This window comes from Methanosarcina sp. 1.H.T.1A.1 (genome assembly GCF_000979295.1).
In the GTDB taxonomy this organism is placed as follows: domain Archaea; phylum Halobacteriota; class Methanosarcinia; order Methanosarcinales; family Methanosarcinaceae; genus Methanosarcina.
Window position 1 is genome coordinate 32864 of sequence record NZ_JJQY01000149.1, and the last position, 22009, is coordinate 54872.

A 22009-nucleotide genomic window follows, 5' to 3' on the forward strand; every position below is an offset into this window, starting at 1 on the left:
AAAGCTCAAAACAGCTAAAAAAGCCAAAAAAGCCGTGAATCCCATGCGCTATGAACTCTTTATTGCCCTAAGGCAGATCCGGGCAAGAAAATTCCAGACTCTCCTTTCGGTAGGCGCAATAGCTCTTGCTGTGATGGTACTCACGGTTTCCCAGGCTCTCATGGTTGGTTTTACAGGGGAGCTTTACGATACTACCGTAAACAAACTCCCTCAAGTCTCGGTCTCTCCGCAGGAAGGTGAAGATCACATCTATCTCTACAGGAATCTCATGGAGGAGATCAGTTCAATCGAAGGAGTTACTGCAGTTTCTCCTTTCCTTACGGGGCAGGCTTCTTTCCGGTTCAAGGACAATTCCCTCAATGCTGAGCTTAAAGGGGTGGTCCCTTTAAAGGAAAATGAAATCAGCTTGATTGAAGAAGATATTGTTGAAGGCAGTTTCCGGGAACTCGAGTTCTCAAGAAATACTGTGGTTATCGGCTCAAGGCTGGCAGATAAACTTGAAGTTAATCTGGGCGATTCCGTAGATGTATCTTTTCCGAATGCAAATCCTCTTTCTCTTAGAATTGTGGGGATTTTTCATACTGGCTCCCCTCTGGACGAGTCTCTGACCTATACTTCCCTGGATACTGCCCAGCAATTCTATGATGTCCCTGATGTGGTTAATGGCATTTCAGTCCGGCTCAGGGATTTTAATACGGATCGGGAAATCGCAGCCGAGATCGGGAAAACCGGTTATAAGGCAAAAGGCTGGACCGAGACAAACCCTGCAATCCTCCGTACCATTGCTATCGAAAGCACTTCAAACAATGTTATATACGGTCTTATTATTGTCATAGCCTCTTTTGGCGTGGTCAGTACCCTGAACCTTTCGGTTATCGGTGCAACGGGCCAGATAGGCATGCTCCGCGCTATGGGTGCCCCGGTCTCAAGCATCCAGAAGATCTTCATTCTCCAGAGCGGGATTCTCGGCCTGCTGGGCGCTCTTGTAGGTACTTTTGCAGGAGTCCTTATAGCCCTTGCAATAGGCGGATATGAAATCCCGGCAGCTTCTTCAGATGTCTACGGGGGTATTACCTTTATCCCGATTGTTGTCCGCGCTCAGGACATCGTGTTAATTATTGCCGCCGTTTTCCTGCTGAACCTGATTACCGGAATTTATCCTGCGCGACAGGCGGCGAAGCTGGACCCTGTAAAAGCAATAAGCACAAGGTGAAAAAAACACAAGGTGAAAATTCTGGAGGTTATGTTGGAGCACAATATTTGCAGAGAATGCATCAGATTTGTTGACAGTAATTCTTCATAGCTGCGGAATTCAAAGAACTTTTGAAACTATAATGAGTGTTATATGAAAAATGAGCGGATATGAAAAATGAGCGGATATGAAAGTCAAGCATTGGATCTGCATGTAAACAGAGAAAAGTTTAGAGATGAATGGGGTTGGACAAGAAATGAAGTAGTTTGAATAAAAAAAGAAAGTTGTTTGAATACGAAATTAAAGGATTTAATCCAAAAAAAGAGTGCGAGGGGAAGGAAATAAATCCTTAAACGATGACCAATGAAGAAATAATAAGTAATTTACAGCCTTTCCTCAACTCATTCTTCCATTATTCCTTTGCCTGATCTTTTCTGGTAAGATCTTCTGCATTTACTTCTTTTTTGAATTTTCAGGAAGTTTTTTGTCAGGAGTAACTCCGTAATATTTCGTCCTTGCAGCTCCCCAGATACAGCCGTTTTTCCCGAATATCTTCAGTTCGAGGTTCTGGATAGATTTGCAGACACTGTTACCTGATCTTGCTCCTTTGCAGACAATACAGAGTTTTTCACAAAAAACAGGGGGATTCCCCTTATTTTCAACCATTTCCTCGCCCCCGATCATTCACGTTCTTCAGATATTGCACCAGTACTTCTCATAATACCTCCGCAGGAAACCCTTAAATCTTTAGATTTAGCGGGTAGTTGACTAATGTACTTATTTGACCGGGTGCCTATATGAAGAGTATTTTGATCGAACCATTTTATTTCAGGTATATTTTCCTTTCACAGAAGTTTCTTTCCAGCTGCAGGACCGGGAGCACACTGGAAGACGTCGCTGATCCTGACTTCTATGAGGGTTTTTGCAGGAAGACCTGGCTTTGCAGCATTCACGATTGCTTTCATCTTATCGAATTTTTCGCCTGAACTGATAATTGTAGCTTCTCCTTTTATCTGGAAGCAGCCGCCTGTTTCCGGTCCCCATACATAGATTGCGACATTTGGGTTTTCTTCCAGGTTTGCCAGGGATTTAACCATGAAGTTGTCTGCAATCCAGATAGTTTCATCATCTACAAGCTGGCAGAAACCTATAGGAACTACGTTAGGAACTCCCTCTTTTGAAGCTGTGGCAACAGGAAAGATCTTTACTTTTGAAAAGGCAGTTTTCATATCTTCATTTAACTTTACCATAATATTTCACCATCAGGATGATTTGCAGTACAAATTTATATATTTAAGCGTTAGAATTCTGTACCTGAGGAGTTATTTGTGTATTTTAATGACCTGTTAGGGCAAAAACCTGTCTAACAGGCTGTCTCAAAACCATACCTGATCGTACATTTGGGTAAGAAATCTCGGAATACTTATCTTCTTTAAAAATATATATTACATAAAAACTATATTTTTTAAACAAATTAATTTAGGTGTTTCACCAGGTTCAAAAGGTACGATCAAAAACAGCAATTTTTACTTCCCTTAAACTTGAGCCTTTTTACCTCCATTTGGCAGGTAGATATTAGATTTTGAGACCTTTTAATGATGGCGTTTTTCATACATTATGCGAATATGTATCCGGTTTAAATCTGGCTAACATATGCCCCAAATCTCACGACATATATAATCAAAATAGCAAATAAATTATTTTTCATAGTTTAATTTTCATAAATATTCATAAACATGGATTTTTTTAAAAAAAGTCTCCATATAAAAAATTAACCTGCAAAGCAAAACAGCCTTTAGGTTATGATAACATGTCTTTTGAGTAATACTAAACATTTTATTTTCAGACTAACAGATGGCTGAATATTTTTCAAACAGAGAAAAAAAATTAAATATTGTGATGACATTTGTAAATACATGGAAACAGAATTCAGGAATAATTTACTATCAGCTATTGGATGGTTTATTATCTGGCTTGTTGTCAGGGCGTATTTGAATATTTAAGTTATTTAACTTATTTATACAGCACAAAAGAAGAAGACACGGAAAGGGTGTGCCATTTTTTCTTTATTTCGTGTTCTCCAGGCCTTCCATGGTTCCGTAGTTTTTGTTTCTTCTTTACCGGACCATCACCTGTCATCTTTCTTGCGGCCTGCAGCAGGAGGTAGTTTTGAAACTCTACCGGGTGCCGGCCTTTCCGTAGTTCTTGCTGTACTTCCTGCTTCCTGCCTTGATGCCGAATCCCCGGAAGCCTTTGCCTGACCCCTGGACTCATTTCTGGGACCTGTTTTTTTCCAGTATTTTATGCCTTCCGTGCAGCGCCGGTTTACGCAGAAATCTTCTTCCGGGCTTTCACCTTCTTCTTTTAACCTGAACAGTTTCCAGCCGCAGGTCTGACAGGTTTTATCAAGCAGGGTAAGTTTTCCGGTCTTCGGGACCGAATGCGTGTACCCGCAGCGCTTCGTACAGCCCAGGAAACGGCTGTCTTTAAAGGAGATCAGGAACATGCTCCCGTCACATTGAGGGCAGGGCCCTACGGTCTCAGGGGGATAGCATTCCTTTTCAAGGTCGCATTTAAAGCAGGGCCCTATGCCAACAGCCCAGTTGTATTTGTTTCCTACCTTCAGGACGGCTGCTCCTTCCTTTTTGCACTCTTTGCTCCTGAGTACTGTGAATGCTCCCGTTTTCGGCAGAGGGAACGAGTTTCTGCAGTCAGGATAACCTGTGCAGCCTACAAAACGCCCCGTGTCCGTCTGCACAATCTTGAGCACGTGCCCGCAAGCCTTACAGGTCCCTATGTAATTTTTCTTGTCTTCAAGGGCGGCTTCGTCCTTGATCGTGCCTGCAATGCTTGAAGTCAGCTCCTTTTTGTTTGCTTCAAGCTGGGCATACATCTCTTTTATCAGGGTTGTGCCTTCATCGAGAGCAGCTTCGAACTCTTTTTTTCCGTCTTCTACTTCCTGGATCAGGGCTTCGATCTTTGAGCGGATGTCTGGCCTGACGAGGATCGGCACAGTCAGGGAGAGCCCTTCCATCAGGGTAAAGCCTGTATCAAGGATCGAGACCGTCTTTCCTTTGGTCTCGAAATACCCTCGCTTCTTGTTTGTTTCTATATGGGACGGAGCTGTTGCTTTTGTTCCTATCCCGTGCTTGTCCATAAGGGTAAGGAGTTCGGCTTCGGTCAACTTCTTCGGGGGGCTGGTTTTGGACTTTGTGTTGCTCAGCTTTTTTATGTCTACTTTCTCTTTTTCCTCTACAAACGGGAGAAGCTTATCTTTTTTATTTTCAAAAGGATAAACTTCGAGCCAGCCTGCATCTTTAAGCACTGTCCCTGAGGAGTCGAAAGGTTCTTCCTGCACGTGCAGGTGAAGGTGAGTCTTTTCAAAAACAGCTGCAGGCATCAGGTTTGCCAGGAAATGCCTTGCGATAAGGTCATAGACCTCTACCGCCTGCGGGATGTTTACTGCAGCACTGATTTCTCTCCTTGCAGCCGCCCGGATGGGGTGAATAGGAGGGTGGTCATGTGCGTCCTTTTCCCCGTTTTTCGGCACTATCGGGGCAGCGAGGATTGACTCAGCAAAGGGCTTATACTCGTTCTGCCTTGCAAAATCAAAGACCAGAGACTTAAAATCAAAGTCATCTGCGTATTTGTTGGTCTCTGTCCTCGGATAACTTGTAAACCCTGCAAGGTAGAGCTGTTCTGCTACTTCAAGGGCAGCTTCCGGGCTGATTCCCAGGAACTTTGAAGCCCGTTTCAGATACTCTGTGGTGTTAAGCGGGTTTGGAGGGCTGGTCTTTGTTTCCTTTACCGTCTTCTTTACTACAAGGCCTTCTTTTGCCCCCTTTAACCTCTTGAAGATCTCAACTGCCTTTTCTTTGTCGTGGATGTTTCCTGCCCTGTGGGTACCCTCAAATTCCCCTCCTTTTGCAGCGAAAATTGCAGTAATCTTCCAGAAGTCCTTTGTCTCAAAAGCCCGGATGGTCTTTTCCCGCTCATAAACAAAACCACAGGTAGGCGTCTGGCACGGCCCTATTGAAAGGATGTCTTTTGTCCTTGCTTTTTCCCTGACCGAAAGCGTGACAAAACGTGTAAAAGCTGCCCCCATCTTCAGGTCAAGGATCTGGCGGGCTTCCGCAGCCATTGCCATGTTGTAGTCAGGGTCTACAGGGTTTTCAAAAGCTTTCTTGACTTCTTTTGGGGAAAGAGCTGAAAAACGTGCCCTTGAGACCGGTACGTTTGTAACCTCCTCTGAAAGGGTCTTGGCCTCAAACCCTATGTTTTCCCCTTCCCTGTCGTAGTCGCATGCAAGGATAATTTTGTCTGCCCTTTTTGCCAGGTTTTTCACTGCGGCTGCATACTCTGCCCTGGTCACGAACTTTTCAGGGTAAACTCCAAGGAGTACACCGGGGTCAACCTCATTCCATTTGTTATATTTTTCAGGAAAATCATAGTTCATGATATGCCCGGATAAACCCATCACGAACCATTCTTCCCCTTTCCACTTGAACTCGTAAGCAGGCAGCCCTTCCACTGAGATTTTATCTACTTCCCCCTCGCCCAGGATACTGGCAATCTGGGCCGCTGCCTTATTCTTTTCTGCAAATGCGACAACTGTCATGATGAAAAACCTGAACTCCTGTGATACGGATAAAAGATGAAATGCGGAAAGATCTTCGGGTTTCTTTCTTACAGAGTTTGCTTATAAGTACTTCTGTAAAACCTCAACTCTTTATAATACAATTCCTGCAGGCAGTTTTCTTTGCTTTTTGCGGCAAACATGTAATATACAAGCAATGTGCACGTAATATACACATCACATATGTAATGTGCAAATGTAATGTACAGATCAAAACACAATATGTACATTAGATATCTGTGATTAGATATCCGTGATTAGATATCCATGTAATGTACCCGCACATGATTTATATATTTCGCCATTTATAGATTATTGGTGGCTTTCCGCAGAATGAAAAGTTATATATCAGTATACCGTTTGTTCTACTTTGCAACCCCGGGCCATAGAGATTAATCGTTATAGTCACAGAGATTAATCGGTGTAGTTAATTATTATAGCTGGGTCGTTTTGTACAACTGATATATTCTTATACTTACCCCCATTCCCCCTCATCATACGGAGTAACAATGACGCTGATGGAAGACGCTAAAAAGGGAATCGTCACCCCCTCAATAGAAGCCGTGGCAAAAGCCGAAGGAATCGACCCCGAAACTGTCCGCTCCTGCGTGGCAAAAGGGCTGATAGCCATCCCCAAAAATAACAGGCGAGAAACCCTCCCTGTCGGGATTGGCAAATACATGAGCACAAAAATCAATGCCAACATAGGCACATCAAGGGACTGCATCGACATCGATGCCGAAATCGAGAAAGCAATAGCTGCAGAAGCCTTCGGGGCTCATGCAGTAATGGACCTCTCCACAGGCGGGGACCTGAATGAGATCCGTACCCGTATCCTTAAAGCCGTAAACATCCCCGTAGGGACCGTCCCGATCTACCAGGCTGCAGCTTCCCAGAAAGTTGTCGTGGAAATGACCTCTGACGACATGTTCAACGCTGTCAGAAAGCATGCAGAACAGGGCGTGGACTTTGTAACCGTGCATGCCGGGGTCAACTTAAACTCCCTCGAACGCCTGCGCCAGAGTGACCGGATCATGAACGTGGTCAGCCGCGGAGGTTCTTTTACCCTTGCCTGGATGCTCCACAATGGGGAAGACAACCCCTTCTTTGCCGAATTTGACTATCTCCTTGAAATCGCAAAAGAGTACGACATGACCCTGAGCCTTGGAGACGGCATGCGCCCGGGCTGTATTGCCGATGCTTCCGACCGCCCAAAGTTTATGGAGTTCATCACCCTCGGAGAGCTCGTAAAGCGGGCCCGTGCAGTCGATGTCCAGACCTTTGTGGAAGGCCCGGGCCATGTCCCCTTAAACGAGATTGAACTCAGCGTAAGGGGCATGAAAGAGCTCTGCGACGGAGCCCCCCTTTACCTCCTCGGGCCTCTGGTTACCGATATCGCTCCTGGCTTTGACCACATCACCGGGGCAATAGGGGGCGCAGTTGCCGGGATGTACGGCACGGACTTCCTCTGCATGGTAACTCCTTCCGAACACCTCGCCCTCCCCTCCCTTGAAGATATTAAAGAGGGTCTGCTCGTAACAAAGATTGCAGCCCACACTATCGACCTCCTGAAAGAAGGCCCAAGGGAACGCGCCTGGGAGCAGGACACAGCCATGGCCTATGCCCGCAGAGACCTTGACTGGGAAAAGCAGTTCGAACTTGCAATCGACGGCGACCGCGCCCGCAAAATCCGGGACGCCCGAAAGACGGAAAGCGACGCCTGTTCCATGTGCGGCGAACTCTGTGCCGTTAAGATTGTAAAGGAAGCCTTCGAGGAAAAGAAGGCCGAAGAGTGAAGACGGAAGAGTGAATTCTTTCATTTCTTTTTTCTTCCAATTCTTTTTCTCCTTTCAATCCCTTTTCTTCTTTCAATTTCTTTTCTTCTTCTCAAAAGGATTGGCGGTTCTTTATCAGTTGGTGGGTATTATTCAGAGCATCCGGGTATGAAATCTTCATTTTTTCTTCTGCGTCCTGAGGGGCTGAAGCCCTCCTCCCGGTGTAATAAAAAATAACAGGTGAATTCATGCTGGTATCAAGAGAGCCCAATTACTCAAGAGAAATGCCAGCCTGGCCCGAAAAATACTTTCCCATACCCTGAAAACCGTTATTTAATCCACAGGCACATATAAGAGCCTCCGCCAGCTTTTCTGGCAGGCTGTCTAAACAAACCGAAATAAACAGAAAAACAGAGAGTTCTCGGTTTATCGGGTCATTTTTACATGTTAGTTTCTTACAGGTGTCATCAGTTGTTTTTACTTTTCGGCCTATCTTTTTGGTCTTTTCTTTCTCTTCTTTTCTTTGTTCAAAAGACCACTTTCCTTCGTCAAGCGTGGCAAACCAGATAATAGTGGACGACTTAACAGTTTACCTTAACAGTTTATCTTATCAGTTTATCTTATGAATTTATAACTTATCAGCTCGTTAATTTTATTCTGGGAGCACTATTTCGTGGGGACTGCGTGCTTTTTCAGAGAGTTGCCAGTTACCTGTGTTTTTTGTATAACTATTGGGAGCTTTTCGGGTATTTAATAATTGATGCGCTGGTTATTATGAGCAAAGTGTTGTTGCGTTTATTTTTTAGTGTCTTTCTGGTTTCTGTTTTTCTGTCAGGAGCTCTGATTTCCTGTTTTTCAGATATGCAGAGGGCTTCTGCAGTTGAATTCACCCTGGCTGAAAACAACAGTGAAAACAGCAGTATTTCCACAGACAAGGGATGGCAGGCTGTTTCTTCCAGAGATACTTTAAACCCTGCACAGAAGAAGCTCTCAAGTGACCTGCTGCAGTTGAGTGATGAGCGCTATCTGTCCGGAGAAGAATCTTCTGAGACTCTGAGAGCTCGTATGGTTAAGCTGGGACAGTTGAGTCAGGCAGATCCTATTTCGAGAAGGGGGGTTCTTTCAGGAGAAAACCCGGAGAATGCTGAGAATACTGAGAATCCTGCAGGTTCGGGGGAAAATGCCAGCGAAGCTTCTTCTTATCCGGATGAAAAAGTTTATGTTTACGTTTATCTGGAGTTTTTTGCAAACAGCAGCATACTTGACGGGTACTGCGAGGTTACGGACAGGGATGAAGAAAATCATATTGCAGTAGCATGGGTCCCGCTTGAATCTCTTGAGAAGCTGGCTGCTCTTTCTGAGGTAAGGAATATTCAAACTGTCCTGCCCCCTTTTATCAGGCAGGGGAGCACGGTTTCGGAAGGGGACTCAATTCTTAACTCTTCCAGCCTCAGGGAACTCTACGGCGTAAATGGGACCGGAATAAAAATCGGAATCATATCTGACGGCGTGGACAGCCTTAAGGATGCGCAGGCTACGGGCGATCTTTCTTCCGATGTGCATGTTCTGAGCAATAAGATCGGAGGAAATGAAGGCACGAATATGCTTGAAATTGTCCATGATATCGCGCCCGGGGCAGAACTGTATTTCCACGACTGCGGAAACAGCAGGCTCGAATTCAATGGAGCGGTCGATGCCCTTGTTAACGAAGGATGTATTGTAATCTGTGACGATATAGGCTGGCTTTCCGAACCTTTCTTTGAAGACGGGATAGTGGCAGACCATGTAAAAGAGGTTGTAAAAGAGCATGATCTCCTTTACGTAAGCTCTGCAGGAAATTCCGGAGACAGCCATTACCAGGGGTCTTTCTATGACAACGGGAGTGGCTGGCATGATTTCAGCAGTGGGCAGGGAGAGGTAGATAACCTGCAGCTCGAAATCCAGCCCTCAGGAGAAGTCTGGGTTTTTCTCCAGTGGGACGACAGGTGGGAACATTCGGGAAATAACTATGACCTTTTCCTTAAAGACAGGAATACTTTAGAGGCCATTGCGTCCAGTAAAGTTTATCAGGATGGGGACAATCTGCCCCTTGAATATATAATGTATACCAATAGTGGAAAAAACACCCTTAACGCTTCTATCGAGGTCCGAAAAACTTCCGGAGAAGCCAGAGAACTCGAGCTCTACATTTACTACTGGCCTGGGGTAATGCTCAGGTCTGCAAATATCGTTGCCAAAGATTCTATTTTCGGGCACCCGGCACTGCCTGAAGTAATAACTGTAGGGGCAGTCGGTACAGGGGAATCCGGAGATTATTATATCGAGTACTTTTCTTCCGTTGGCCCGGTTACGCTCTCCTATCCTTCTCCGGAAATTCGCCCTAAAACAGACCTTTCAGGGATTGATGGCGTAAGTGTCACAGGTGCAGGCGGGATTTCAGAGCAGTTTTATGGTACAAGCGCTTCTTCTCCTCACGTTGCAGCCATTGCAGGGCTGGTCTGGAGCGCGTTTCCGGAAAAGTCAGCTATGGATATAAGGCGGTTGCTTTACACCTCATCAACCGACCTCGGTGAACCCGGATATGATCCTGTTTTCGGACACGGGCTTGTAGACGCCCTCAGGATGCATGAACAGGCATCAGCAGATCCTTCCACTTTTACTGTGAAAACAGACGGTAGCGGGGATTTTTCCTCAATTTCGGATGCCATAAACAGCAGCAAGCCCGGAGATTCTATTCTTGTGTATCCGGGAACGTACAGGGAAAACGTGGATGTGCCCTGGGCTCTTAATATAAGTTCTGCTTCCGGAAAGCCTGATGATACTATTCTAGAAACTGAAAACTCAGCGAAGCCTGCCTTTCATGTGACTGCAAATTCTGCAAAGATAAGAGGGTTTGGGATAAACGGCTCTGGCAGGGCTGGCGTATATCTCGAAAGTGCAGCTGCCTGTATGCTTGCGAATAATAAGGTGTCAGGCTGCAGTCCGGGAGTCCTGCTTGAAGAGTCCTTTAACAACACTCTTACAGGAAATGACATCTCAAACAATGCGGAAGGGCTCAGGTTAACAGACTCTTTCCTGAACACGATCCTTGAAAACGAGTTTGATAACAGTATCAATATCAATGAAAGTTCTGCAGGAGAAAAAGGGCTTTCAAACACCTGGAACACGGTTGAAGAGGTACGCTATCTTTATAATGGGGGGGTTTATGGGAGTCGATTTGGAAACTTTTACTCCGATTATAAGGGCCCGGATGCAGACGGTAGCGGGATAGGTGACATCCCTTATGGCAGTGATTCCTCTCCCCTTATTGCCAGATTGGCAGCATACTCCATGGGTTTTGAGGTAGGGAGTACAGCTCCTGCCCAGGATACGGTTTCAATTGAGGGGGAGACCCTGGAATTTGCAATTAGGTCTACAAGAAACTGCACTTTCAGCTGGTTGCTAAACGGAGTCCTGCTGCAGACAAACGAATTTGTTTCTTCTGCCGTTCTTTCCATAAATACTGGCGAACTTACAGGCAGCATAACAGAGAGCAACACTTCTACCCCTCTCCCGGCTGAATACAATCTAAAAGTTATTGCGGCAAACGGTTCTTCAACCCTGCAGCACAGCTGGAACCTGACCCCCTCTCCTGCAGAAGAAGAGACGGACACGCCGGAGAACACAAATGAAGATAATGTGACCAGGGGCAGCATTTCAGGAGGAGAAAACGAAAAGAGTGCAGGAGACGACGGCAGCGGAGGAAGCGGAGGAAGCGGAGGAAGCGGTGCAGGCGGTTCCCCTGAGCCCTCAAGTAATGTCGAAAGCAAGGAACTGGCGCAGAATTTCGTTGCCAGTGGAAGCCATATTCGGTTCGGTTTTTCCAGAAACGCAACACCTGTGACAGCCGTAGAATTTGATGCCAGGAAAAACGCCGGAAAAGTTACAGTCACCGTGGAAATGCTAAAAAACCGGTCCGTTCTGGTTTCAGGCCTGCCGGAAGGCGAGGTTTACAGACACTTCAATATCTGGGCTGGCAACAGTGGGTTTGCATCTCCGGAAAATATTGAGAACCCGACAGTCAGCTTCAGGGTAGAAAAAGATTGGCTTTCCGAAAATGGAATTGTCCCAGCTTCAGTTTCTCTCTACAGGTACTCTGCCACAAACTGGACAGAACTTTCTTCCGGGGTTACCGGAGAAGATGAGTCCTTCTTCTATTTTGAATCGGAAACTCCGGGTTTTGCATCTTTTGCAGTTGCCGGCCAGAAGCAGAGTGAGTCTTTACAGTTTTTTACTCATACAAGTATGCAGAATAACTCTCCTGAAACAGGCCCGGACGGAGCTCCGGAAATCCGGATCACGCGTGAAAATGCAGACAACTCCACAGAAGAAGGCAACGAAGAAGAGGGCAACGAAGAAGAGGGCAACGAAGAAGAGGGCAACGAAAATAACAGGAATATTTCATCCCCTGGTTTTGTGATATGTATCGCCCTTTTGCTCGCAGGCGCACTGTGGATTAAAAAACAGTGAAGTGCAGATCGAAAAAGCCCGAAAGTGAAAACAACTGATGACACCTGTAAGAAACTCACAGGTAGAAATGACCGGGAAGTCCGATAAGAGATCAACAAAAAAACAGCAAGTAAAAGCAACCTAAAAACCTTTAAAGATGCCAAAGAAAGATAAATCAATTTTTATCTGAAAAACATTCTTTTTTCAGTTTCTTTTTGCCCTTTTTCTTCGATCTTTTGTCTTCTTTTTTAGAGAGCCGCCAGACAAGCTGGCGGGGGTGCTTATATTTAATGTGGATTTTAATGAGGTTCCCGTGGTCAAGGGGAGCATTTCTCGGGCTGGGGAGGCATTAACCGATGAATTCAGAGATTCTTTAACGCAATATTTGGAAACTCTTTTAAAGGAATATCCATTTACCTGATAATATATTTTTAAGAAGAGAGGATTGCAAATGACAGAAGTGCTTTACTTCCTTAACTGTTACCTGAGAGAATTTGAAGCAACCGTCGAAAAAGTAACGGATGATAAGTATGTTGTTCTTGACCGCACGGCTTTCTATCCCGAGAGCGGAGGTCAGCCCAGTGATTCCGGAAAGCTTGTCCGTGAGTCCGACGGTGCCGAGTTTGAGGTTGTTTATGTCGGCAAGTTCAATGGGGATATAAGCCATGAAATCTCCCCGGCAGGAGAAAACGCAGCTTCAGGCCTGAAAGTCGGGGACAGCGTAAAAGGGGTCATTGACTGGGACAGGCGCTATCAGCACATGCGGATGCATACGGCAACCCATGTAATAGCCAATGTGATCGAAAAAGAAGCCGGAGCCCAGATCACCGGGAACCAGCTCGGGCTTGACCAGAGCCGGGTGGATTTCAGCCTTGAAGCCTTTGACAGGGACAAGTTTTCCGAATACGAAAAAATTGCAAACGAAGTGATCGCCCAGAATCACCCTGTAAATTTCTACCTGGTCAGCCGCGAAGAAGCCGAAGAAAAACTCTCAAGGCTTACCACGCTTGCCAAAGGTTTCTCCGAAGAGATCACCGAAGTCCGCCTTGTAGAAATCGAAGGTGTGACGATTGAAGCCTGCGGCGGGACGCACCTGAAAAACACAGGAGAGATAAAGGGAATAAAGATCGAAAAACTTCAGAACAAGGGGAAGAGCAACAGGAGAATGTATTTTACGCTAGTGGACTGAATAGGGATATTTCTTCAATTCAGTCCAAATTTTCTTTTTTCAGGATTTTCGAAGAACATTCGCCCGCATCTCTTAGATATCAAGTATCTCTCAGATATCAAGTATCTCTCAGATATCAAGTATTATCTCTCAGATATCAAGTATGATACTATTCGATCTTGAGCCTGATTACAACTCCTAATGAGGAACTATAATAATATTTAGTCAAGTTTATATATAAGAACTATTCAATTTATACTTCGTAGATCTTTTCTTACTATAACTTGTATAATCCTGTACTGTAAAAATGGTTATGCTATTTTGAGAACATGGTGACATTAAACTATGAGTGGTATCAGGAATATCACTGAAGAGGAAAGGGAAGAAGAATTTATTGCAGCTCAGGAAGAGGTGCATTTGCAGGAAAAACTTAAACTGCTTAGCTGGGCAGTCGAATCCTCAAATATTGTCCTCATTACTACGGATTTTGCAGGGAACCTGAAATATGTGAATCCTGTGGTGCCCAAAATATGGGGATACGAAGCTGAAGAAATTCTGGGGCATCCTGCTTCTCGATTCTGGAACTCTCCATCAGAAGTAATGAAGGCCGGAGATGAATGCAGGACCAGAGGTGAATGGGAGGGTGAACTGGTTGCCAGAAGAAAAAACGGGATACTGTTCGATGCGCACGTATCTTTAAATATATTAAGAGATGGTGATGGAAAAGTCCTCGGGATTGTAGGCTCACTTTTTGACATCACTGAGAGCAAGCGGGCAGAGAATGAATTGAAAAAAAGAACTGAAGAGCTTTCTCTGGCAAAACAGCGGCTCGATATGGCACTCGAAGCTGCAGGGATGGGGACCTGGGAATGGGACTTTCTCAAGAATAGAATAACATGGGACGACACCCTCTTTCGTCTGGCGGGCATATAGAAGGAAGAATTTCTCCAGACTCATGAAAATTTACTTGAACTTTCTAATAGAGCTCTGCCTCCCGAAGATAATATCCGGGTGCTGAATATATTTCGGGAAGTTGTGGAAGGAAAGACCGACAACTATGATTTTGAACATGATTTACTCCATCCTGATGGGACCATACGTCATTTTCTGGTTAAAGGGAAAGCTCAGCGGAGCCCTGAGGGTAAACTTTTACATTTGATCGGGACGGCAATGGATGCCACGAAAAAGAAAATTGCTGAAGACGCCCTGAGGAGAAGTGAATCAAATCTCGCCAGAGCCCAGGCAATGGCTCATCTGGGCAGTTACTCCCTTGACATCCGGACGGGGGAAGTTTGCTGGTCAGAGGGACTTAAAGCTATATGGGGCTATGAACCCGATCAAAAGCTTTCATTAAAAATGGCTACTTCCCGGATTCATCCTGAAGACAGGAAACGCATTTGTGAAGCATTGCAAACTGCAGTAAAGGAGAAACATCAATTCAATTCTGAGTACCGGATTGTAAGGCCTGATGGTTCGGTTCGCTACGTCCATGACCAGGGAGAAATCAGCCTTGACGAGAAGGGAACCCCGATCAGGATGTTCGGGACAACTCAGGACATTTCGGAAAGAAAACTCCTGGAAGAACAGCTTCTTAACGCAAAAGAAGCAGCAGAAACTGCAAACCGGGCAAAAGGGGATTTCCTTGCCAATATGAGTCATGAAATACGTACTCCTATGAACGCAGTTCTGGGAATGCTTGACCTGCTGCTGGAAACCAGCCTTAAGGATGAGCAGAGGGAATACCTCCAGCTTGCCCACTTCTCGGCAGAATCTCTCCTTTCTATAATCGACAACGTGCTTGATTTCTCAAAAATTGAAAAAAATAAAATCGAGCTTGAAAAGATCAGTTTCGATCTTGAAAGCCTCATATCCCATATCATTAACTTACTTTTTGGAAAAGCAAACTCAAGCGGACTAAAACTGGCTTTTCATATTGAAGAGAGCCTTCCGTCCACCTTCATAGGGGACCCGGTTCGCCTCAAACAGGTTCTGTTTAACCTTCTCGGCAATGCAATAAAGTTCACTAAAGAGGGAGAAGTTGCCCTTTCAGTTGAGGCATACATGCCATCGGATAGGGAATATGATGGGCTGTCGAACCCTTATTTAGAAGAAGAGATGACACTCCTTTTCAAGGTCAGAGATACTGGAATTGGAATCCCTCCTGAAAACCTTTCCAGAATATTCGATTCCTTCACGCAAGCTGACGCCTCTGTCACAAGGGAATACGGTGGGACCGGCCTCGGGCTTGCAATATCTTCTCAACTTGTCGAGCTTATGGGCGGCAGGTTATGGGTGGAGAGCAAGGTAAGGAAAGGAAGCACTTTTTATTTCACTGTCAGGGTAATAAAACAGACAGGCAAAGAAGGCCAGGAGCAGGAAAAAAGATCTCCGGAAGAAAACCCATTACCATGCCCGGAAGATACCGAAAATTATGGAAAAGGAATATTCGGAAAAAGCCTGAATATCCTTCTTGCCGAGGATCACCCGATAAATCAAAAATTAATTGTGAGTCTTCTTGAGAAAAAGGGGCATAACCTTACCCTTGTTACTAACGGAAAAGATGCGCTTGATGCCCTCTCCAGGAGAGATTTTGACGCTGTGATGATGGACGTCCAGATGCCGGGCATGGATGGGCTGGAAGCTACTCGAAGGATAAGGGACCCTTCTTCCGGAGTGAGATGGCATGAAATTCCGATAATAGCTTTTACTGCCCGGGCTCTGAAAGAAGATAATGAAAAATGTATTGAAGCAGGTATGAACTATTATATTTCAAAGCCCCTGAAAAAAGAAAAACTCTTCATGGTACTGGAAGACATCAGGTCCGGAAAAATTAATCCTGAAAGAGTATCTTCAGATACAAAATACGAATCCTCTTATTCGGGCAGGACAAAGGAATCTACTGGGATGGAGAAAATATCCCCTTACACAGGGACAACAACCACGGAAAGTACAGGTTTTGATTTTCCGGAAGACCTGGTTTTTGACCTGAAAGAAATGCTTGAAAGGACAGAGTGTGACGAGACACTCTTAATGGAAATGGTTAAAATTTTCCTTGAGACGTCGCCGGAGTTGCTGGACTCCATAAATAATGCTATAAAAAAAGGAGAGGCTGAAGAACTCAGTCAAAGTGCACACATTTTAAAAAGTGCAGCAGGAAGCATAGGGGCAAACAGGGTCTTCAGGGCTGCTTATTACCTTGAGCAGATAGGGCGAAAAAACCGAATGGATTTAGCCTCAAAGAAATTTGAAGAAATAAAATTCCGGCTTGAAGAACTTGAACCGGTCCTTATCAGGTATCTTGAAAGCCAGGCCTGTTAGTTCGGCTGGCATTTTCCAGTTTTGCTTTTAGTTTCCGGCTTTCAACGGGAGGCAAGCTTGTGAAAGTTCTGATTGCTGAAGATGAACCGATTTCCAATTTGTGGCTTAAAAATATGTTGACCAGATATGGTTATGAAGTCATTTCCACACGCAATGGATGCGAAGCCTGGGAGGTTTTGAAAGGATGCGCCCCTCCAGGAGTTGTAATTCTCGACTGGGAGATGCCAAAAATGAAAGGCATAGAGGTCTGCGAAAAAATAAGGAAAGATCCCCGGATAAGCAGCACGTATATAATCCTTATAACCGGCAGAGACCTGAATGAGGACATTGAGATCGGTTTTAAGGCAGGTGCTGATGATTGCCTCAAGAAGCCTTTTGATAACCAGAAACTAAAAGCAAAACTGGAAAATGCCAGGAGAACTCTGGGACTCTAATTTATATCTGTAATTACACTTTTTCATAATTACTCTGAATCTAAAGATGGAAAAGCCCCTGATAAAATTCAGGTCCGGGTTTCCCTTCAAGCCCGGAAGTAGTCTATTGCTTCCAGAGGCTTCTCAAACGTCCAGCCGAAAAGTTCGGCGTAAAACTTCTTTGCCCGCTAAGGGTCATCTGCCGGGACATTAAAAGCGGGGATGCAGTCGTAGGAGATTTGATCTTTCCTTCCATCCCTTCCGAAAAACCATCACTTCCTTTCTGGGCAGATGATCCGGCTGAGGCCAGAAGAAGCATCAAAAAACTGATTGATAGTGCACCCGGGAAGATTTATATTGCTCACGGAAAACCATTTAGTTCTGCGGAAGTAAAAGAGAGTTTTTCGAGCCTTTTTTGAAGGCTCAAAACCGTAAAAACTCAGATGTAGAATAAAACTACAAGGAAAGCTGCATAAAATGCCATCATTGCTACTCCTTCCCATCTTTTTATTTCCCAGCCCGTGCTGATAAACACCAGAAGGATCAGGCTTATGACTATCATGACAGGAGTCGTAAAGAAGAGGCTTATTTCTGCAACGGCTATGGGATACAGAAGCCCGGAAAGTCCGAGGATCAAGAATACGTTTGTGATGTTAGAACCTATGATGTTACCAAGGGCTATACTTCCGTAACCCTTCCTTGCTGCAGATACCGTTACCACAAGTTCCGGGAGGGAAGTCCCTACAGCGACCAGAGTCGTGCCTATGATGGTGTCCGGAACCCCTAAGAGTTCTGCAAAGAAGATAGACTCTTCCACAAAATACTTTGCACCTATTACGATTGCTGCACAGCTTAACACGAGGGTAAAGATATCTTTTCCAAAGCCTCCTTCTATCCGGCCATTTCCATTTCCTGAGTCTGAGTTCTTGTTATGGTTTGTACCATTGATCTTTTGCATTGCACTGTTTATATACTTGAATTTGACAAAATACTTCAGAAACTCTTTGAAATAGGGTTTCCCTCCGTATATTTCTCCTTCCTCAAACAGGAAAAATACATAAGCGATATACAGCAGTACAAAGATACCTGATTCGATTATTGACAATTCTCCATTGAGGGCAAAAACAAAGAAGAGCACCGCTGAAAAGAGCATGATATACCCATCTCTTTTGAGCATCTCAACTTCGGTTTTCATCGGGGAAAGAAATGCAGCAAGCCCAACAATTAACCCTATGTTAACAATGTTTGAGCCTACAACGTTTCCTATTACAATACCACTTGCCTGCTGGATAGATGCGACTATGGAAGAAGCAAGTTCCGGGATTGATGTCCCGACTGCTACCAGAGTCAGCCCTATCACAAATTCAGAAACGCCAAGCTTTTTTGCAATCGTCGAGGCTGCCTTTACAAAATAGTCTGAACCCTTGACCAGAAAGACCAGGCCAAGTAAAAGAATGAGGAAATTCATTGTGATCATAAAATCACATCTGATATGTTTTTCGTCTGTTTGATCATTATCGGTTCAAGCTTTAATCTGAATAACTTTTATTAAAAGCTTTCAGTAAAAAGAGAATTAAGAGGGAGCTATTCAGGCGGCTATTCAGGCAGCCTTTTGAAGACTACACAATAAGATTACACAAAGATAGAACACAAGTCCGGCAGGGTTGGGAAGGCAGCGACAGTACTTTAAGGCAGCAAACCGCGGGAAGCCGGTCTGCGTAATCAGAAGCCACGGGCAAATAATTAAGCCGAAAGGGCTAATGTAATACCAGGGGATGGGACAAATGGTTTCACAAACCGAAGAAAAGAAACCTTCAATAAAAGTCATAAAAAACGGTCCGTATCTTGTCAGGGATCTGAAGAACTTCAGAGACGAAAAGAACTGAGCATGCAGAAGGTAGATAAATTTAGAGGGGAAAAACGCCCGAAAAGCCGAACCCTCCCCTTCTTTTTGAAAGCCTTCCCGGGGAAGCGGGAAAGGTTCATCGGAAGCAGCCATGTATTTTGTGGTTAATAAATAAAAAAAATGAAAATAAAAATGAAAATGAAAATGAAAATAAAAATAAAAATGAAAATAAAAATGAAAATAAAAAATAAATTGGCATAGAAAGAGTAAAATTTATCTCCCAGAATCTAAAACCCGAAAAATTAGTTCTGGCTCGCAACATCAAACCAGACCGGAGTTTTATCCTCAGGGTCGCAGTTATAGTTTATAGTGATTTCCTCATTTTCCTGGATATCTTTTATACAGACGTATTTCAAAAGGCCGTTAGTGAAATCTTTCTGGTATTTTGCGTTGGGGGTATAAGAGTGGTTATAAAGAGACCCATACCCCAGAGCAATCGCTGCTGCTCTTGAATCTGTCCCCCATGCGAAGTAGTAATTATAAAGCTGGGTAAGCTCAAGAGTATCAACTTCTTCAGGAGGAAGAACGATCACAGGGCAGGTTTCTATTACTTCACCTTTTTTGAGATTTCTCTGTGCAAATACGCCTCTACCTTTTCCAGGTGCGCCTTTAACACTTATCAGTGACATTTGATCAGATTCCTGTAATTATTATAAATTACCTGTTAACTATTGCACTATTTTGATAATGCAAGGAATTTAAAAGTTTCCCTTCGAAAATTTTTATGGGAGAGCCCCTGGAAAATTTATACCAAGATTACAAAAATTATACAGGTTTTTTCAGAGGTCCACTGAAGGTTTTTTCCAAAAAAATAACACAAGAGGAAACGAAATTAAACCATTGAAGCTGTTTTTTCCTCTTTATTGTTCTTTTTTGTTTTCCTCACAAACCCATAATACCCAAGTCCCGTAAGGGCAACGGAATAGAGGATCTTCCAGGTGAACCCTGAAACCAGGAATGAGAGAGACAGGAAGGAAAGCCCTGAATAGATCCAGCGCCTCCAGCCGGTTTCGGTTTTCCAGTAGGAGAGCAGGATAAAGCCGTAAAGAAAGAGAAAGTTCTGGTTTGTAAGCATGAGCAGGGAAGAAACCGGGACCTTGAACACGTAAGTACCGAGGAGCACCAGTACGAAAGCAGCATACATGCTCAAGATGCTTGCCATAGGCTGTCCGTGCTTTGAAAGTTTTCCAAGGTAAACCGGAAGCACTTTTTCCTTTCCCGATGCGTAGACAAGGCGGCTTGAAGCAAAATTCCAGCAGGTTACATTAGCCACGATAACTACTGCCATCAGCCAGATGAGCAGATTCCCTGGCGGTGTGAACTTAACGAGTTCCACGAGTCCGGATGCCCCTGAGAGAGGAATTCCGGCTGCATCAGCCCCTATACTTGTGATTGCCAGCATCAGGTAAATGAAGATTACCAGGACAAAACTGAGCCAGAAAACTCTCTGGACATTTTTTTCCGGGTTCTGGAGTTCTCCAATGCCAAAAGACATATTTTCCCAGCCCAGGAAAGCCCAGAAGAGAAGAGCAGAAATTTTCCAGACACTATAAGGGTCAAAAGCTTCAAAATTCATTTCCAGAATAGCGGATAAACCACTTCCAAGAGCCTGTATTGAAAACGCGAGCCCTGAAGAAAAGAAATTGAAGTTATAAAAGGTAAGGGCTGCAATCAGGAAAAGCAATACAGCCACGGCTGCGTAGTTGAAAAATGAGACAAGTCTGACCCCGGCAACCGTTATAAGGGCCATGGCCGTGATGATGAGAAAAGCCAGCAAATGGGCTCCAAAATCAGGCAGGTCAAAGAGGTGCTGCAGGTATTCGCCGCCAATGAGGGCAACTGCCGGCTCTCCCAGAATAAAGGAGCCGCAGACAAGGGCTGTCACTGCATATCCTCCCCACTCTCCTACCGCTTCGCGGGCATAATGGAAAAGGCCCCCTGAACAGGGGAATTTCTTTCCGAGCCTTGCGCAGATCTGAATAAGAGGCATTGCTGCCAGAATAATCAGGAGCCAGCCGAAAACCACTTCCTGCACTGTCCCGACATCCGCAACCAGCCCTGGCAGGCCCAGAAGTCCGGAACCTATGACCATGAGGATGGCCAGAACAATTCCACGTCCCAGAGTAACTGTTTTTTCAAGTTCGGTCATTTTTCATCCTTTCTGTCCCGGATAATTCACAAAAGTGAAGATAAAGAAACAGAAGGTACACTTTGAAGCCCTATAATGTTTGCGCTTTTTTACCTGTGCAGGTTAAATATTATCCCTTTGCAGGTTCATATGAAGCTTACTTCAAAAAAGGCAATAGATCCAGGGCGCGAAAAGAAAAAAACATCTGCATATAATGGAAGGCTTTAAATCGAGAGGAAACAGAGCTTTGTTGAAGAGCCCAGTTCCTTTTAAAAAAATATTTAATTGTATGGCTTTAATTTGGAACTATTAAATTCTATAGAAATGTTGAATTTATTTTTTAAATAGCTTCTTAAATAAACCGAATATACTAAACGATGTCCTATGGTAAACCTTATTGTACACTGCTTTTTTTGGATTCTTTACAATTCCCGTTCCCTTTTTTCCATAAAATGGTACTACAGCCTTTTTTACTTTGCGTTTTAATTTGCCTGTAGTCCTTGCTTTAATAGACTTTTTCAAAGATGGTTTTCTGATGCCGAATTTCATAAACTTCCACACCATTTGATTTTTTTCCAGAAATAAAAATATAACACTAGTGTTGCGTCAGCAGTAAAATGTCGCATATAGTCGATTACAGCTATTCAGAATCCTTTAATCCTTGAGGATTGACACGACACTAGTATGTAACTGGTTTACTTCTTCTTAATCAGAATAAACACTGTCAATAGAATACACAAAGTACTGAATACTCCCAGTCCAGGCAAAAATGGTGTTTCACACTTTGCATAGATTTCTCTCATCTGTGATACCTTGAGCATGTGCCATTCAGCTTTGTTTCCATTTACGGCATTAGCATTGGAATCAATGAATATCATTTGGTATTTCTAGGTAATAGTGAATAGTTACAATTTAGTTTTTTGTTTCATCTTTTTCCAGGCAGATAAGATCCTGTCTCTTATACACATCTGACGCTGCCGACGAA

The 22009-nt window shown here is 44.2% G+C and carries 15 protein-coding genes and 1 pseudogene; 8 read left to right on the forward strand and 8 right to left on the reverse strand.

Annotated elements, in window-relative coordinates; translation table 11 throughout:
• Nucleotides 1-43: 43 nt before the first annotated feature.
• Both EO95_RS15420 and EO95_RS17270 read left to right on the forward strand, forming a co-directional pair.
• A complete protein-coding gene (locus tag EO95_RS15420) occupies nt 44-1213 on the forward strand; it encodes an ABC transporter permease (protein ID WP_048136177.1) in 1170 nt (389 codons plus the stop codon).
• Nucleotides 1214-1229: 16 nt separating this feature from the next.
• Nucleotides 1230-1462 (forward strand): annotated as a pseudogene (locus tag EO95_RS17270) (hypothetical protein); the annotation flags it as partial.
• Between the two features lie 183 nt (nt 1463-1645).
• On the opposite strand, the gene EO95_RS15425 reads toward EO95_RS17270, so the two are convergent.
• The 3 genes from EO95_RS15425 to EO95_RS15435 all read right to left on the reverse strand — a co-directional run bounded on the left by EO95_RS15425 (nt 1646) and on the right by EO95_RS15435 (nt 5810).
• Complete coding sequence (locus EO95_RS15425; RefSeq protein ID WP_048136213.1) at nt 1646-1858, reverse strand: hypothetical protein; 213 nt, start codon at nt 1856-1858, stop codon at nt 1646-1648.
• Between the two features lie 179 nt (nt 1859-2037).
• On the reverse strand, nt 2038-2442 hold the full coding sequence (locus EO95_RS15430) for a pyridoxamine 5'-phosphate oxidase family protein (protein WP_048136179.1): 405 nt from the start codon (nt 2440-2442) through the stop codon (nt 2038-2040).
• An 878-nt stretch (nt 2443-3320) separates the two neighbouring features.
• Entirely contained in the window at nt 3321-5810 is a 2490-nt protein-coding gene (locus tag EO95_RS15435; RefSeq protein WP_048136181.1) for a DNA topoisomerase, read from the reverse strand.
• 527 nt (nt 5811-6337) lie between these two features.
• Here EO95_RS15435 and thiC point away from each other — a divergent pair.
• The 6 genes from thiC (at nt 6338) to EO95_RS15465 (ending at nt 17011) form a co-directional block, all read left to right on the forward strand.
• The gene (gene thiC / locus EO95_RS15440) at nt 6338-7624 is read left to right on the forward strand and encodes a phosphomethylpyrimidine synthase (protein WP_048136183.1); all 1287 of its coding nucleotides are present in this window, start codon (nt 6338-6340) and stop codon (nt 7622-7624) included.
• A gap of 840 nt (nt 7625-8464) precedes the next feature.
• Nucleotides 8465-12112, forward strand: a complete 3648-nt coding sequence (locus EO95_RS15445) for a PGF-pre-PGF domain-containing protein (protein ID WP_048136185.1) — start codon at nt 8465-8467, stop codon at nt 12110-12112.
• Between the two features lie 430 nt (nt 12113-12542).
• Nucleotides 12543-13280, forward strand: a complete 738-nt coding sequence (gene alaXM, locus EO95_RS15450; protein ID WP_048136187.1) for an alanyl-tRNA editing protein AlaXM — start codon at nt 12543-12545, stop codon at nt 13278-13280.
• A gap of 324 nt (nt 13281-13604) precedes the next feature.
• Nucleotides 13605-14192 carry a PAS domain S-box protein gene (locus EO95_RS15455; protein ID WP_048136189.1) on the forward strand — a complete coding sequence of 196 codons (588 nt, stop codon included), beginning with the start codon at nt 13605-13607 and terminating at the stop codon, nt 14190-14192.
• Between the two features lie 54 nt (nt 14193-14246).
• Nucleotides 14247-16577 carry an ATP-binding protein gene (locus EO95_RS15460; RefSeq protein ID WP_268767916.1) on the forward strand — a complete coding sequence of 777 codons (2331 nt, stop codon included), beginning with the start codon at nt 14247-14249 and terminating at the stop codon, nt 16575-16577.
• 59 nt (nt 16578-16636) lie between these two features.
• Nucleotides 16637-17011, forward strand: a complete 375-nt coding sequence (locus tag EO95_RS15465; protein ID WP_048136217.1) for a PleD family two-component system response regulator — start codon at nt 16637-16639, stop codon at nt 17009-17011.
• A 103-nt stretch (nt 17012-17114) separates the two neighbouring features.
• Here the strand turns inward: EO95_RS15465 and EO95_RS17755 are convergent, their stop codons facing one another.
• The 5 genes from EO95_RS17755 to EO95_RS15490 form a co-directional block, all read right to left on the reverse strand.
• Nucleotides 17115-17309 carry a hypothetical protein gene (locus tag EO95_RS17755; protein ID WP_156164082.1) on the reverse strand — a complete coding sequence of 65 codons (195 nt, stop codon included), beginning with the start codon at nt 17307-17309 and terminating at the stop codon, nt 17115-17117.
• A gap of 120 nt (nt 17310-17429) precedes the next feature.
• Nucleotides 17430-18467, reverse strand: coding sequence for a calcium/sodium antiporter (locus EO95_RS15475; protein ID WP_048136193.1), 1038 nt, complete (start codon nt 18465-18467; stop codon nt 17430-17432).
• A 671-nt stretch (nt 18468-19138) separates the two neighbouring features.
• Nucleotides 19139-19525: an SET domain-containing protein gene (locus tag EO95_RS15480; protein ID WP_048136195.1), complete on the reverse strand. Its 387-nt coding sequence runs from the start codon at nt 19523-19525 to the stop codon at nt 19139-19141.
• 203 nt (nt 19526-19728) lie between these two features.
• Nucleotides 19729-21045, reverse strand: coding sequence for an APC family permease (locus EO95_RS15485; RefSeq protein WP_048136197.1), 1317 nt, complete (start codon nt 21043-21045; stop codon nt 19729-19731).
• A 312-nt stretch (nt 21046-21357) separates the two neighbouring features.
• Complete coding sequence (locus EO95_RS15490) at nt 21358-21573, reverse strand: hypothetical protein (RefSeq protein WP_048136219.1); 216 nt, start codon at nt 21571-21573, stop codon at nt 21358-21360.
• Nucleotides 21574-22009 lie beyond the last annotated feature (436 nt).

Excerpts from the sequence above, each read along its gene's own strand:
- EO95_RS15420 (WP_048136177.1), top strand. The coding sequence starts at position 44 with ATGCGCTATGAACTCTTTATTGCCCTAAGGCAGATCCGGGCAAGAAAA.
- EO95_RS15425 (WP_048136213.1), bottom strand. The coding sequence starts at position 1,858 with ATGGTTGAAAATAAGGGGAATCCCCCTGTTTTTTGTGAAAAACTCTGT.
- EO95_RS15430 (WP_048136179.1), bottom strand. The coding sequence starts at position 2,442 with ATGGTAAAGTTAAATGAAGATATGAAAACTGCCTTTTCAAAAGTAAAG.
- EO95_RS15435 (WP_048136181.1), bottom strand. The coding sequence starts at position 5,810 with ATGACAGTTGTCGCATTTGCAGAAAAGAATAAGGCAGCGGCCCAGATT.
- thiC (WP_048136183.1), top strand. The coding sequence starts at position 6,338 with ATGACGCTGATGGAAGACGCTAAAAAGGGAATCGTCACCCCCTCAATA.
- EO95_RS15445 (WP_048136185.1), top strand. The coding sequence starts at position 8,465 with ATGCAGAGGGCTTCTGCAGTTGAATTCACCCTGGCTGAAAACAACAGT.
- alaXM (WP_048136187.1), top strand. The coding sequence starts at position 12,543 with ATGACAGAAGTGCTTTACTTCCTTAACTGTTACCTGAGAGAATTTGAA.
- EO95_RS15455 (WP_048136189.1), top strand. The coding sequence starts at position 13,605 with ATGAGTGGTATCAGGAATATCACTGAAGAGGAAAGGGAAGAAGAATTT.
- EO95_RS17755 (WP_156164082.1), bottom strand. The coding sequence starts at position 17,309 with ATGCTTCTTCTGGCCTCAGCCGGATCATCTGCCCAGAAAGGAAGTGAT.
- EO95_RS15475 (WP_048136193.1), bottom strand. The coding sequence starts at position 18,467 with ATGATCACAATGAATTTCCTCATTCTTTTACTTGGCCTGGTCTTTCTG.
- EO95_RS15480 (WP_048136195.1), bottom strand. The coding sequence starts at position 19,525 with ATGTCACTGATAAGTGTTAAAGGCGCACCTGGAAAAGGTAGAGGCGTA.
- EO95_RS15485 (WP_048136197.1), bottom strand. The coding sequence starts at position 21,045 with ATGACCGAACTTGAAAAAACAGTTACTCTGGGACGTGGAATTGTTCTG.
- EO95_RS15490 (WP_048136219.1), bottom strand. The coding sequence starts at position 21,573 with ATGAAATTCGGCATCAGAAAACCATCTTTGAAAAAGTCTATTAAAGCA.